The following is a 14,735-nucleotide window of genomic DNA, read 5'->3' on the forward strand; positions in this document are numbered from 1 at the left end:
TGGAGTCGTCCGTGGCAAAAGCAAAGCGATCGAGCAGCGAAAAAAGTTTTTTTGATGCCATGGCGGGCGTTGTGGCGAAAAGCGATCATATCGCGCCGGACCAGTATGTCCGCTACAATGTCAAGCGGGGGCTGCGCAATCCCGACGGCACCGGCGTGCTCGTGGGTCTCACCGACGTCGGCGATGTACACGGCTATATCATCGATGAAAAGGAGAAGAAGCCCGTCCCGGGTCGGCTTTCCTATCGCGGCATCGATATCAAGGAGATAACCCGCGGATTCCACAAGGAGAAGCGGCACGGTTTCGAAGAGATAGTGTTCCTCCTTCTGTTCGGCATGCTCCCGACGAAAAAAGAGCTCGCTGCGTTCACCGCCATACTCGACGAACGGCGCATGCTGCCCGACGGGTTCAAGGAGAACATGATACTTCGCCATCCGAGCAAAGACCTCATGAACCTCATCGCGAGGAGCGTGCTCAATCTTTACTCGTTCGATGAAGCAGCGGAAGATCGAACGCTTGCGAACGTGCTCCGCCAGAGTGTCGAGCTCATCGCGCGCATACCCGCCATCGCCGCGTACGGATATCAGGCGAAGATGCATTATCACAATGACGGGAGCCTGTACCTGCATAAGCCCAAGCATTCGCTTTCGACATCGGAAAGCTTCCTGCATCTTCTGCGCCCCGATTCGAACTACTCGCCGCTCGAGGCCGACCTCCTCGATCTCGCCTTCGTGCTCCATGCGGAACACGGCGGCGGGAATAATTCCACCTTTGCGGTGCACTGCATCGCCTCGACGGATACGGATACGTATTCGTCCATCGCCGCTGCTGTCGGATCGCTTAAGGGGAAGAAGCACGGCGGGGCGAACATAGAAGTGATACAGATGATGGACGATATCAAGAAGCACGTGCGCGACTGGTCGAGCGAGAAGCAGGTCGAGAAGTATATCGTGAAGATAATCGAGAAGAAGGCGTTCGACCGCACCGGCCTTGTGTACGGCATGGGGCATGCGGTGTATACGCTCTCCGACCCGCGCGAGGAGATACTGCGAGAACGCGCGGAGGCGCTCGCCGCCGAGAAGAAGCGTTCGGACGAGTTCAATCTTTATCGCCTCGTGCAGACGCTCACCCCGAAGGTGTTTGCGGACGTGAAAAGATCGGACAAGCCCATCTGTGCGAACGTTGATTTCTATTCCGGCTTCGTCTACAGCATGCTCGGTATACCCACCGATCTCTTCGCACCGATATTCGCCATCTCGCGCATGGCCGGGTGGACGGCGCATCTGCTCGAGGAGCATGTGAGCGGCGGACGCATCATACGCCCTGCGTACAAATACATCGCCGGCGAACGGTCATATATGCCGCTCTCGATGCGTGTACCGTCGGAGCGATGAACGCATCATGAGCGTGCTTCGTGCCGTGTTCTTCGACTGGGGGGGCGTCGTCATCGATGATCCCGCCCCGGGTTTCATACGGACGTTCGCGGACCATTTTCATATCGATGCCGACCGAATGAAGGCGTTCTTTTCGCCGTACGAACACCTGTTCCAGACCGGGCGGATGACGGAGCGTGAGCTCTGGGAGAAAGCATATCTCGCGTTCGGGAAAAAAGTGCCGGAAGGGATATCGCTCTGGAAAGAAGCGGTGCGTGCGGTGTTCATCGATAAGCCCGGAACGATAGCGCTCGTGCACACGCTCAAGTCCCGCGGGATACGGACGGCGCTCGTGACGAACACCGAAGTGCCGACGCGCGACTATTATTTCGAGAAGGACTATCCGTTCGACAGAGCCGTATTCTCCTGCGACGAGGGTTCGGCCAAGCCCGATGAGCTCATATACCGGCGGGCGCTTGAACGCGTATCGGTAACCGCTGCGGAAGCGGCCTTCATCGATGATAAGCCGGCGAACGTGGAAGCGGCCGTATCGCTCGGCATGCGCGGCATTCTCTTCACCACGATAGAGGATGTGACGCGCTCGCTTGCCGATGTGCTTTCAGAGCGGTGACTAGCGGCGTCCGGCGTAGCGCAATGATGCGAGTATGGTATCGAATTTACCCGAGGCGGACGGCGCTTCGCCCTCCGACGATTCGGCGGTGATGAAGAGCACGGCATTCCCCGAATATCCGCGCCAGTATACACGGGTGTACGGCACCGGCTTCTCCTGGTACATACGGGTAAAATGCTCCACGAGATGCATGTATTCCGCGCTCCGCTCAATGCTCCCGAATACAGAATTACCCACAGCCGGGGCCGCCGATCCGCCGGAGAGCCGGTCGTACTGCGATGCGAACGCCTCAAGTGTCGGCGCCTTCTCTTCGGGTATCAAGAGCACCGTGAAAAGCGCGGTGGCCGGCGAACGCACAGCGATAAAACGTACTGTGTTGGTCTCGTCGCGAATGACCTTCCAGCCGTCCGGATAACTGAACGATATGCCGGCATTGCGGTAGATATTCGGGTATGTCATGCGCGGATCGTTGCCGCAGGACGCTATGGCAAGAAGAACGGCACCGGCAAGGAGCATGGATCGATATGTGTTTTCCATAGTGCGCACAGTATAAACCGATTTATGGGGATTGACAAGGGAACATATCGTTCATCTTGCTTTTTTCGCTGAAAAACTGTACATTCCCTGCACTCGCTGCGCGGGGCTGTAGCTCATCTGGTAGAGCGCTTGAATGGCATTCAAGAGGCGACGGGTTCGATCCCCGTCAGCTCCACAGAACTATATGGAACAGACCGCTCTTATTTCAGTATCGTCCCGCAGCATCGGCAGATTGCTCGAATCGATACTCACGCGTATGGGATATGCCGTACGCAACACCCGCCGTTACTACGATGTCATAGCGGAAAGCAAAGCCCCGACGACGGGGCTCATCGTCATCTCCGATTCCGTGGGCAACCGCGACGGCTACGACCTTGCGCGGCGCATCAAGAACTTCGACGCCAACAATACGAAACGCGTCATCGTCGTCAATATCAATAGGCGCAATGCGGACGCCCGGACGCTTGAGCGGCAGCTCATCTATCCTTTGACGGTGCCCTTCCGCGAGGAGGACATACGCAATATCATTCAGCGCACCGCTCGAAGACGCCGCAGTATCGCCGCTGCGAAGGATAAGCAGGTAGCCGTGTTCTCGCCGAAGAAGGAGAGCGCGTCCTCACTCGAGGCGATGCTCCGTGCGGAGCATTTCCGTGCGTATGCAGTGACAAGTCTTGCGACGTTCAGGGAGCGCGTGACCTCCCGGCGGCCCGACGCCGTCATCATCGATGCCGACAGCGTACGCCGCGAGGCATATGCGCTCGCACGCGAGCTTCGCACGCAGAAACAGTACACGCAGATACCGATCATGTTCGTGACCGGGCGCGACATCCTGCACGAGCATGTGCGCGGGTTCGACAACGGCATCACCGATTATCTGCGCAAGCCCGCGGACGGCAGACGGCTCTTCGACCGGCTCACGGTGCTCTTCGATAATATCGCCTCGCCGGGGAAAGCGGTGACGCTTGCCGTCTCCATCGACCCGTCGGTCCGTCATACCATCGCTTATACGCTCGCGAAGAACCGCTTCGCGTTCCGCACGGCGGGGAGCGTCGATGAAGCGATGCGTGCGCTCCGGAGCCAGCGCATCGATGCGGTGGTCGCCGACCTCGAATCCGACCGCATGAAGATACTCCCCCTTATCGGCGCGATACGGCGCAATCACAAGTACGACGATGTGTCCATCATGACCATCGTCGAGCGGGAGACCATCGGCCTCATCGACACGGAAAGCTCCGCGGGCATCACCGATTATCTCCTCATGCCCTTCGACGAGACGCCGTTCATACGGCGGCTCAGGAACAATCTCATCATGAAGAACGTCATCGACAGCATCGAGTACCAGAACAAGCAGCTCATGCTCGTCAACAAGCGGCACAACGACCTCTTGACGTTCACCGGGTACGATATCAAAGGCCCCTTGTCGCTGATACGCAACTATACGAAATTCTGCCTGGAAAAACCCGAGCTCCCGCGCGAGGAGATAGTGCGCTCGGTGAACGCTATCGACCGGCAGGCACGGCTCGCCACACGCATCATCGATACGACGATGCATTACAAGAGCATAGAGACGGGGCGCATATCTCTCGAGAAGACGGACGAGGACGTGGTCGAGCTCCTCAACCGCTGCATCGAGGACAACATGATATTCATGGAGAACCGCGGGCTGAAACTCCGCGTCGAAGTGCGCGATGTCATACCCCCGATGCGCATCGATAAGCTCAAGATATACGAGGTATTCAACAATCTCCTCCATAACAGCGTCAAGCACAGTGCGCAGGGCGGGAGCATCGTGGTCACCGTGGGGCTTCTCGATTATCAGGACGAGTTCTATTCTCTCTTCTCCGAACTCGGCGAGGCGGGCAAGCGCCTCAATAAATTCGTCGAGATACGCTTCATGGACGAGGGGCGCTCGCTCAATGACCGCGTGCAGTCGCGCATATTCGATCTTATCATCAAGAACACGCAGGGGCAGAACGATGATAAGAACCTCAATATCGCCCTCTATATCGTGAAGGCCTTCGTCGGCGCGCACGGCGGCAAGGTGTGGGTGGAGAGCGAGACCGAGGGCGGCAACGCGTTCATCATACTGCTCCCGGTTTCATAGTCATCTCCGGTCATTTCCCCAATTCCTCATGTAAGAAAAATGCAACCGGTGGTTTTCTTTATCCTTATGTGATGCATTGGGTTTACACGGCGTGTTGACAATTACCGACGAAATGTAATATACTGAAGTCATCACAAGGAGTGCATATGAAGCACATCATCATCCTTATATCGTTCGCTGCGATGCTGACGGCAGCCGATTGGCCGCAATTCCTCGGTCCCGACCGGAACGCTGTTTCATCCGAGACGAAATTGATACGCTCGTTCCCCGAGGGCGGCCCTGCGATAGATTGGAAGACCAGCACCGGGGATGGGTTCGGCGGGGCGGCGATAGCGGCGGGGAAACTGTATTTCCTCGACCGCGCGGGCGATAATGATGCCGTCCGCTGTCTTGATGCCGCATCCGGCAAAGAGCTCTGGCGGTATGCGTATCCTGCGCCGGCGAAGATATCGTATCCCGGTTCGCGCGCAACGCCGACCGTCAACGGGGTGCTCGTGTATGTCGTCGGCCCGAAGGGGCATTTCACCTGTCTCGACAAGGAGACCGGCAAAGTCGTCTGGCAGAAGAATATCATGGACGATTACGGATCGAAGCTGCCGACGTGGGGTTATTCTCAGAACCCGCTTGTCTATAAGAAGACGGTCATTGTATCCGTGTTCGCCGATTCGGCAGGATTGGTCGCATACGATCTTGCGTCGGGAGATGTGGTCTGGAAATCCCGCACGCTTTCCGGCGGCGCATGCTATGTTTCGCCGGTTCTCGCCGAGGTCGACGGTATCGAGCAGGTGCTCATTATCAGCGCCAAGACGAAGAGCGGCTCGGGAGAGATAGCGGGTTTCGATCCGAACACCGGTGCTGATCTCTGGTCGTATGACGGCTGGCAGTGCACGATACCCATATCGTTCCCGCTCGCTGTCGGCGACGGGAAATTCTTCATCACCGCCGGGTACGGTGCGGGCTCGGTCATGATACAGGTGAAAAAGAGCGGGTCGTCATTTTCCGTTTCGAAAGTGTTCGCAACACAGGATTGCGGGGCACAGATACATCTCCCGCTCTTCATCAACGGCTATCTCTATGCGCACAGCAATGACAACAGCCGCCGTGACGGACTTGTATGCCTCTCGCTTGACGGCGAGAAGAAATGGGGCACCGGGAAGGAGCCGAATTTCGAGAAGGGCGGCATGCTCTCTGCGGACGGCGTCATCTACAGCGTCGACGGTGACAGCGGTATACTCTATATCATCGACCCCTCGCCGGACGGCTATAAACCGCTTGCGCAGGCGAAAGTGCTTACAACGAAGACGGCGTGGGCGCCGCTCGCGATAGCCAACGGCAAGCTGTATCTCCGCGACCAAAAGACGATATACTGCGTATCGATAGCGCAGTAACGGATACCCTACTCGGACGTATCCCCGGTCGCCACATCGACAGTAATGGAAATGCCGTCCGCGGTCACGGTCACCGTGCGCGTGCCGCTCATGGAGAGCGCCGCCGAGCGGTCTATCGTCCGTGTGCCGCGCGGTCCCGTATAGGTCCCGAGCAGCGTCATCGCGATGGTGCCAGTGAACGCCGCGTATACGACGCCGTCTGCTGACACGCTCCGCTTTACATCGAGGGCGCTGAATGTCTGCGTCGTTGTCCAATCGCCGGTGTAGAGCGATGACCCCGTTGCATGGTTCGACGCCGTGCGCGAACCGCTCAGGGTAACACCCTGTGAACCGTCATTGATGCCGGTGGCCGTGAACACGGTCGCCGTCGACATGGTACGCTCGATGGCACGCCTGATGTTATTGAGCGAAACCGCGGACGCCCGGCTGTACTTGAGCGAGCGTATGGACGCGTTCGCCGCGTCGCCGAGCGATTTCGCGACATTGGGGAGCGGCACCGGTACGCCGCTGGCGTCCAGTGTCGTGAAGAACCAGACATATATGGTTGCCGACTGTATCGTCCCGCTGTAGCGCCCCGGTATGGATACACCGAGATTCGACACGGTGCGCTTGTAGCCGTTGGTCGTCGCATCCCAGCTGAAACCGGTGAGCGTGCCGTTGGAAGCGGTTATCTGTACCGTTGCCGACACGGTCGTAGTGCTCGTGCCTGAATCACCGCCGATGAAAAGATTCATGGTATCGTTCACTTCGGTGGCGGTGCCATTCTCCTGGCTGGCGAAGTCTTCGGCCAGTTCGTTCGCGACGAATGCCTCATCGGACAGGCTGCAGGAGATGAATGTGAGCGCGGCGAGCGCCGCAGCAAGAAAATATTTCATCGAGATCCCTCCTTCGGGGAAAATGGAATTACCTGAATGTACCCCGCATCCCGGGGATTTGTTACAGGGTACTATCGATGCCTAGCCGCAGATGACTGCCCGCGATCGGGGAAAGGATCAAGATCTGCGTTCGATGATATACCGCGCAAGGCCGGTCAGCTGTTCGGCGCCTTTGCACGAGGCTATCGCTTCGAGGGCTGCGTCCACCGCGGCGGCCGCTTTCTTCTGCGCGCCGTCCAGCCCAAAGAATTTCACATACGTCGATTTATCGTTCTTCTCATCGCTCCCGACGGGCTTTCCAAGGGACGCAGTGTCGCTCGTTACATCGAGTATGTCGTCCTGGATCTGGAAGGCGAGGCCTATCGCTTCGCCGTAACGGGTGAGCGCTGTGAGCGTGTCGTCATCCGCACCCCCCGCAACGGCCCCGATGCGTACCGCGGCGCGTATGAGCGCCCCCGTTTTGAGCGCATGTATCGATGTGAGCAGTTCGAACGCGATCGCGCTCCCCTCGTTGCACAGGTCAAGGAATTGCCCGCCCACCATACCGCTGCATCCCGCGGCATCTGCCAATTCGCCTGTCACCGCACGCACCGCGCTGTCCGAAAGCGGCGATCGTGCTGCGAGCGAAAAGGCGTACGTGAGAAGCGCATCGCCCACGAGTATGGCGTTCCCCTCGCCGTAGCGGATATGCACCGTGGGCTTGCCGCGGCGAAGTTCATCATCGTCCATGGCAGGGAGATCGTCATGTACGAGTGAGTAGGTATGGATGAGCTCAAGCGCGCATGCCGTGTCGAGCACGGATGCATCCGCACCGCCGAACGTATCGTTCACCATGAGCACGAGCACGGGGCGCAGGCGCTTGCCGCCGGCATCGATAGGATAGCGCATCATTCTGTAGAACGGCGCGAGATGAGGCGGTGCATCGGTAAAAAGCCTCGACAGATGCGCTTCGACGGATCTCTGTTTCAGCGAATAATAGGACTTAAAATCCGTCATTTATTGTTTATCGTCAGCCCCGGCCAGGAATCGGTGCGGAACGGTGAGGCGGGGAGATACGCCGTGTTGTACAGCGACACATCGGGATTGTTCGCCCAGCCGTAGCGCACTGCCACCGGGTTCGGCACGCGCGGGCTCTTTACGACCACGGTATTCGATTCGATGACGGCTGTCGCCCAGTGGAATTTCTTATCATCACCGGCGATGCTGAACCCGTAGAGATCGTTCGTGCCGTATACGGAAAGACCGCCGGATACATAGTCAAAATTGATGCGTATCGCGGAACCCTCGACGGACATGGAGCGATAGAGGGGCCCCGAGCTCGATACACGCATACCGTAGATATTCTTAAGCGCGGGATACGCGAGACGTCTGCCCACCGCCTGTTTGTTCCAGGGATGTATGTTCGACGCTTCGCCGACATCGATGATGACGGCCATGGCGGTCGCCGGGAGCGAGAGCGTCATCGTCTGCGCTTCACGGAGCTCCGCCCATGCGCATTCCCCCGGTGCCGGTGTCTTCGCCATATAGTTCGCGAGCTGCACGAAATAGAACGGGAAATCGCCGATGCCCCAGCGCTTACGCCAGTCCTTTATCATCGCGGCGAAGAGCTTGCGGTATTGATACGCGCGCCCGGCATTCGATTCGCCCTGATACCACACGGCGCCGCGTATGACGAAATTGGTGAGCGGTGCTATCATCGCATTGAAGAGCGACGAAGGGATGTTCTGCGGACGTGATATGTCCGCGGGACCGACCGGCCGCTGCCCGCGCGGCTCACGGGGCTTTGCCTGCATTTCGATGAAGTATCTCCAGGTGCCGGTAAGCGCTATCGCATCCTTCGGTGCATCTTTCGGGAATATCTTCATCTCGCCCGCCGGGCCTACCAATCCGCCGCCGCCGTAATTATCGAATGCGCGGACGGCGATGATCGCCTTCCCCTGCTTCACCTGCGTTGCGGGAACGGAGTAGCGTCGCGGGTATGCCCACCAGTTCGTCACGTTCGTGCCGGTGGCGCCCACCTCGAAATTATTGAAATAGGTCACATCGAAATCATCAACGGCGCCGATGGCAAGCACGAGGTCTTTATTGTTCCACGATGCGGGGATATCGATGGTCTTTCTGAACCAGAGCGCACCGTCGATGGCAAGCCCTGCGTTTTCCCAGGCCTGCGGGAGCATCATGGTCTGCCACGATGCGTCGTCGAGGTCTGCGCGGGCATAGCCCCTGCCGAAACCTTTATTGCCCGGGTCCTTCAGGCGCTGCGAATCCTCCCAGGCGGCGAGCTTCTTCTGATAGACGATCATCTCCTGTTTATTGTCCTTCTTCGTGAGCGCGTTCGTCATCTGGACAAAACGCGTTCTGAATATCGCGAGTTCCGGATCGTCATCGAATCCTTCCATGCTCGTCCACGATTCTGCCGGCGTGCCGCCCCATGAGGTGTGAACGAGCCCTACGGGCACCTTGAGCCGTTCATGGAGCTCACGGCCGAAATAGAAGAGCGTCGCCGAGAAACCGCCGACATTGCTCGGCGAGCAGGATGCCCAGCCGATGACATCCGCATCGTTGGTGGGCGACATGAGCACTTTCTTTTTTACGGTGAACAATCTGAGCGCCGGGAAGTTGGCGTTCGATATCTCATTGGAGAAATCGATGGTGCGTATCACCGGCCATTCCATGTTCGACTGCCCGGAGCCGATCCACACCTCGCCGAAGAGCACGTTCGTGAGCGTAATGGTATTCGAGCCTTTCACCGTCACCGTGAACGGTCCGCCGGCGGGACGCGGTTTGAGAACGGCGGTGAAGCTGCCGTCGTCCGCGGCTGTCACCGATACGGTCTCCTTGCCGATGGTAACGCTCACGCTCTCGCCGGGTGCGGCGAAGCCGAAAACACGTACGGGCTTTTCGCGCTGGAAGACCATATTATTGCCGAATATCGACGGGAGTGAAACGGCAGGGAAGGCGGAAGAAGCGACTAGGAGAGAGAGGATGACCGGGAGCATATGGCGGGATATCATAACCAACTCCTCACGAATGATGGTGTGATTATATCGCTAAAATCACATGACGCAAGGCCTGGCGCCGGAAGCAATGATCACGCATGATAAAGTGCATTTATCGTACGAGATAGTATGTTTTTCGCATCCGAGAGCACTCACCCCCGCGGGTCCCCCTTCTCTCACCATTCTGCTCGTTTCAGATGGTGGTAAACGGCGAATAGGTTCTCATCAGGAGCGCCGTAATCGATATCAGTGATGTTGAGGGAAAGCCGATGCCATTGACCCTTCGTTGTATCAAGCAACGCGTAAATCTTCTCACCGACTTGTGCCGGAGAACCGTTATTCATGATTTTAGCGTCAATGATCTGAGAAATATCTGCCTCGGGAAATCCAGCCATCGCCTTTCGCGTATTGGAATCATGCCCGATATCGAGCGTCTTAATCTTTGGCGAAAGCTGCCGATACAGACCGATGTAGTCATCGAGCCTTCCGCAATGATGGATCGAAAAATCCCAATGCTGTGCTGTGCATACGTCGGCGATCTCGCGATCCATCGGCAACAGCCATTCCGCATAGGTTTGGGGGCCCACGAGGGGAATGGTGCAATTGAAAATCATGCATCCTGCAGCATTCAATGCCAGCTGCTTTAAAATCAGGTTGGAACTGAAATCCAGAACTGCCCGGGCTTTCTCCGGCGATTCGAACATATCGACGAAGAGGGCATCTCCCCGCAAAATGACCGCTTCATTTAAAACGCCGCGGATCGGCACGGCTGGTATAATGTCTGTGTTAAAACGGCGATTCATGTAGTGGATCTGTCGGGCCAGTTCGTTGTATGGATAGACCGACCACAGATCATCAGGCACACGCAGGGCTGCAGTTTCTTCTTCCGGCAGGTGATGTCCTTGCGGACAATTATCGATGGGGTATTCCACCTTAGCGCCGACTAATGCGGAGGTAATGGCATTTTGCCAATCCGGCAAAACAGGATACGGCTGGGGGGATTCTTCTCCAATATGGATGGTGCTGAAACGCTTGTGTAATAAGCGTCGCATCTCCTGGTGCATGGCTATCCTGTAGTCCGGATCCTTGATCATTTTCTCGCCATATTCGATGCCATAGTTGCGATACCACCACGATGGCATGAAATTGAATTTAACGCTCTGTATGCAGAGTGAATCGTTAATTGCCGCACTGAACCACATAAAGTCTCCTGTCACTATAATATGACCGGGAAACTCTCAGGGCTTGCAGAATTCCATAGGGTGAAATTGTATACATTAAGGAGACGAGAGATGATTGAACACAATCAGTATCGTTGGTTGGAATACGAGTTGTGAAGTAGCGAAGTGCAGTAAAAAGATGCAGATTGTCGAATATGCGCGGCGGGGGGGCAAGGTATGGATTATGAACGATTCGTGCCGCTCACACCCCTTTTGTAATTGACAGAGATTCGGCGGGTGGTATACTGCACATCAGCGGAGGAGGCGATGATGGTGGATGAAAACTATAATCCCTCTATCCCTCATATCCGATGCCAGCGAGTGGAGTTCTCATGCGAGCCATTATCATCGCGATCATCGCCGTCGCACCGGTGTTCTCGGCGTCGATGGCAGCCCTGCCGCGGACGAATTCGATCACTATCGATGGCGATCTGTCGGATTTTGATCGATCAGCACCGGTACGGATGAATGAACGGACGAATGTTGCGTTGGAAATGGCGCCCGGGGCATGGCGAGGGACGAACGACCTTTCCGCAGAGGTGTGCGTCAATTATGATGACGAATATCTTTACATCGGATGCATCGTGCGCGATACTATGCGCAGGCATAAGCACCGCACCGGCGCGTACTTCGACGGCGACGGCGTAGAGCTGTTTCTGTCATCAAGGTATTTGGTGAACCGGACGAATGCAGCATCGGTGCCGGGCGATTTTCAGATATACCTCCTTCCGCCCACCGCCCCCGGTGAGAAACTGCTCGTGTACAAAGCGAGAGGCGGCGGCTCGGTACCCGTGCTGACACTGTTCGGCATAACCGCGGCATCGAAGGAACACGGCGATCATTATACGATGGAGATTCGCGTCCCTCTCCATCTGGTTTCGGCAGGCGTTGTCCATGATATCGGCATCAACGTGGCCGTTGATGACGCAGACGAAGATGGATACAGAAAAACGCAACTCTCTATCAATGGGAGTTCAAAGGCGTATGTCTCGGCGCGTTATCTTCTTCCTCTTTCGTTCAAGGGGTTCTTCTGGCGGCCATTGCGCTTCAAATTCCCGATGCCGCTCGCAGCCGCGTTCATCATCGGTTTCGTTCTGTATGTCGGCTACTGCATTGCGCTCGAGCGCATTGTCGCGCTGCCGTTTCGCTCAAAGGTCAAAGCGGCGGTCATATCCATCGGTGCGCTTGTCCTTTGCACCGTTCTTTACGGCGCAGTGTTTTTCGTTCTTGAATTTCAAAGGGGGATGCTCGTCTCGCGTATTCAAGAGATAGACCGCGGTGTCGTGTCCAATGCAAAGGCGTTCTTTGAAGGAAAAATGGACAGCGACGATATTGCCCGGAGGATGTATGCGGCAGTCACGGGTGGAACACAGTCTGCATTTTTTCCCTATTACTCAGTTCCCCTCGCTCCCGAGCTGCCCGTCATTACGAGCAGGCAGGGGACACCGTTCCGCTTCGAGGCGATGATCCCGAATACATCGTCCATCGCGCAGGGTATCGCCCCGGTCAGGGCGACTGGTGTGCGGCTCATCATCAACGGCACATCGGCTTATCCGACCGTAAAGGAGATAGCTCCCGCATACCGGCTCTCATTTCTAAGCTCCGCTGGCCGGCGTTTTGATCTGGTACTTACCAACGGCGTGAATCTGTTTTTGGGACAGTATCGCCTGCAGAACCGTACGAATATCTCAGGAGACGCGAAGGAAGGGCTTTTACTCATCAATACCGATTCAAAAAAGGTGGTGTCGCTGATAGGTGAGTATGCGCTGGATTTTGGCGGTACCGCGGATATCGTGAGGATAGAAGGCTCGAATATGCTTCCGGCAGCAGGGGCGATGGTCCGTGCCGTCACGTTCGTCGATACGATCCGTGCAGTGAACCATCCCGGTCCGTTCGTGATGGTGTCCACGAGCCCGCTTAACCACAGCTGGCAGGGTACCGTATACTATCGATACTATCCGCTGATACAGCACATTGCCGGTTTTCCGGAGATGAAGTCGGTGAGATATCCGGTCAGCATGCACATGGACGAGGTGCGTGTGCAGTATTCCGGCAGCCGTGACAGTATGTCGCACAGCGCTATCCGTTTCGCCGGCATGATCGCCCGCATCGATGTTCGGTATGCGGATGGCACCGTGGAGAGCATACCCATAATTGACGGGCTTTCCTACAGCTCAGGGTCCGATCTGTTCGGCCACGGATTTCCGCCGCACTTCATATCGGAAGTGTCGCGTCGGGCGACCGGTCTGAGCGGTCTTGTATCACATGAACATGAGCTTATCGTACCCGTTCGTCCGGAAAAGCAGACAGCTGATGTTATCGTTACGATAAAGGAATCATCCGCGCAGTTCACGCCTTTCGGCGTTACCGCGATCCGCCGTATTCCCGGGCCGGCATCGAACATATCCCTTCGTGCGCATGATCTGAACATACTGTCGCATGCCGTTCCCTTCGTGTCAGTGAACGGTGCGTGTATCGGTGCCTCCAATGCGTCAGAGGAGGCGACTGCTGCTGTTCGGTCGTTTAACATCAGGCATCGGCAGCACGATGCTGACTACACGGCAGAGCGCGTTATGTCGACCGCGTTCGGGGATGTCATCGCTTCTCCGGTAGAGTACGGGGACGGGACTTCTTCGGTCGTGCTCCTTCATGTTCTGCCCCGAAAGGATGCATTTGTTCTTTCCTTCATACGCGTCCTCATCTTCGTTGCACTGTTCTTCGCGCTGATATCGCTCATCCTTATTGCCGTGCACCGTATCATCGAAGCCCGTCACCTCTCGGTCAAGATGCTTGCGGTGACCGTATCGCTTGCGGTCATGCCGCTCATCGCAGGGGTGATACTGTTCCTTGTCGTGTACAATCAGAGCGCGGTGCACGACATGATAATGAGCCGCACCTCCGCGGCGGAGAATTTCATCCGAACGGATATCAGTGATCGGCTTACGGCGCTCGCGAAAGCGTCCGCTCGGCGCTGTGATGCGCTCATTGCGCACGGCGATCCCGGGTCAAGCGATGATGCGTACTACCTCATGCACGATGTCAAAGGCGATAGATCGATGTCGCTCACGTATTCGAAAGGGACGCCGGAACGCTTCATCATCCCGGAAAGTCTCCGGCTGCTCAAGCGCTCGGGTCCGCTTATGAACTCGGTGTTCGGTTTCTGTCTCGCCTGGACCACGGTGCGCGTTGTCGGGGACAGGGTGGTGAGCGTTACCGCCTTCCGTGATATCGATGCATCGGTGCTTGAGCATTGGAACAAGCGGACACTGAGCCTTCTTAGCCTGCATTTCCCCAACGGGTATCAGGCCGCCCCGTTCGCCGTTCCCTACAACATCCGGGTACACACGGAAGCGGGCGATGTCACAAGAGAGAGCGGGGAACGTGATATCGGCGGGGCCAGATACTATGTGCGTGCGTTCCCGGTCGAGAACGAAATGATGGAACCACAGCTCCTTATCGGCATCGCCGTCAATGTGGACCATCTTTCTGCGACGAGGCTCATCATCATGATGGGGGGCGTGCTGTTCGCGGCGATATTCGGGGCGCTTGCCTTCGTCATAGCCCGCTGGTTCTCGCGCCGCATCGCTGGCGCGGTGCTGGCGGTCGCC

The 14,735-nt window shown here is 56.9% G+C and carries 10 protein-coding genes and 1 tRNA gene; 6 read left to right on the forward strand and 5 right to left on the reverse strand.

Translation table 11 applies throughout. The features are described from left to right. Positions 1 to 11: 11 nt before the first annotated feature. Entirely contained in the window at positions 12 to 1,394 is a 1,383-nt protein-coding gene (locus tag AABZ39_03015; GenBank protein MEK6793721.1) for a citrate/2-methylcitrate synthase, read from the forward strand. Between the two features lie 7 nt (positions 1,395 to 1,401). After that, on the forward strand, positions 1,402 to 2,004 hold the full coding sequence (locus AABZ39_03020; protein MEK6793722.1) for an HAD family phosphatase: 603 nt from the start codon (positions 1,402 to 1,404) through the stop codon (positions 2,002 to 2,004). Here the strand turns inward: AABZ39_03020 and AABZ39_03025 are convergent, their stop codons facing one another. Beyond that, positions 2,005 to 2,541, reverse strand: a complete 537-nt coding sequence (locus AABZ39_03025; protein MEK6793723.1) for a hypothetical protein — start codon at positions 2,539 to 2,541, stop codon at positions 2,005 to 2,007. A gap of 102 nt (positions 2,542 to 2,643) precedes the next feature. On the opposite strand from AABZ39_03025, the gene AABZ39_03030 reads away from it, so the two are divergent. The 3 genes from AABZ39_03030 to AABZ39_03040 all read left to right on the forward strand — a co-directional run bounded on the left by AABZ39_03030 (position 2,644) and on the right by AABZ39_03040 (position 6,033). Beyond that, positions 2,644 to 2,716, forward strand: a tRNA-Ala gene (locus AABZ39_03030). Between the two features lie 9 nt (positions 2,717 to 2,725). Continuing rightward, positions 2,726 to 4,645 (forward strand): response regulator, encoded by a 1,920-nt coding sequence (locus AABZ39_03035; protein ID MEK6793724.1) that lies wholly within the window; start codon positions 2,726 to 2,728, stop codon positions 4,643 to 4,645. A 146-nt stretch (positions 4,646 to 4,791) separates the two neighbouring features. Next, a complete protein-coding gene (locus AABZ39_03040) occupies positions 4,792 to 6,033 on the forward strand; it encodes a PQQ-binding-like beta-propeller repeat protein (protein MEK6793725.1) in 1,242 nt (413 codons plus the stop codon). Positions 6,034 to 6,041: 8 nt separating this feature from the next. Here the strand turns inward: AABZ39_03040 and AABZ39_03045 are convergent, their stop codons facing one another. From AABZ39_03045 to AABZ39_03060, 4 genes are all read right to left on the reverse strand, one after another. Next, the gene (locus AABZ39_03045) at positions 6,042 to 6,908 is read right to left on the reverse strand and encodes a hypothetical protein (protein MEK6793726.1); all 867 of its coding nucleotides are present in this window, start codon (positions 6,906 to 6,908) and stop codon (positions 6,042 to 6,044) included. 117 nt (positions 6,909 to 7,025) lie between these two features. Next, on the reverse strand, positions 7,026 to 7,904 hold the full coding sequence (locus AABZ39_03050) for a polyprenyl synthetase family protein (protein MEK6793727.1): 879 nt from the start codon (positions 7,902 to 7,904) through the stop codon (positions 7,026 to 7,028). Further along, a complete protein-coding gene (locus tag AABZ39_03055) occupies positions 7,901 to 9,922 on the reverse strand; it encodes a sialate O-acetylesterase (GenBank protein ID MEK6793728.1) in 2,022 nt (673 codons plus the stop codon). The genes AABZ39_03050 and AABZ39_03055 overlap by 4 nt, the downstream gene beginning before the upstream one ends. A gap of 161 nt (positions 9,923 to 10,083) precedes the next feature. Next, a complete protein-coding gene (locus AABZ39_03060; GenBank protein ID MEK6793729.1) occupies positions 10,084 to 11,109 on the reverse strand; it encodes a uroporphyrinogen decarboxylase family protein in 1,026 nt (341 codons plus the stop codon). Positions 11,110 to 11,459: 350 nt separating this feature from the next. On the opposite strand from AABZ39_03060, the gene AABZ39_03065 reads away from it, so the two are divergent. After that, a partial coding sequence (locus tag AABZ39_03065) for a sugar-binding protein (GenBank protein ID MEK6793730.1) occupies positions 11,460 to 14,735 on the forward strand: 3,276 nt, incomplete at its 3' end.

This window comes from Spirochaetota bacterium (assembly GCA_038043445.1).
Classification (GTDB): domain Bacteria; phylum Spirochaetota; class Brachyspiria; order Brachyspirales; family JACRPF01; genus JBBTBY01.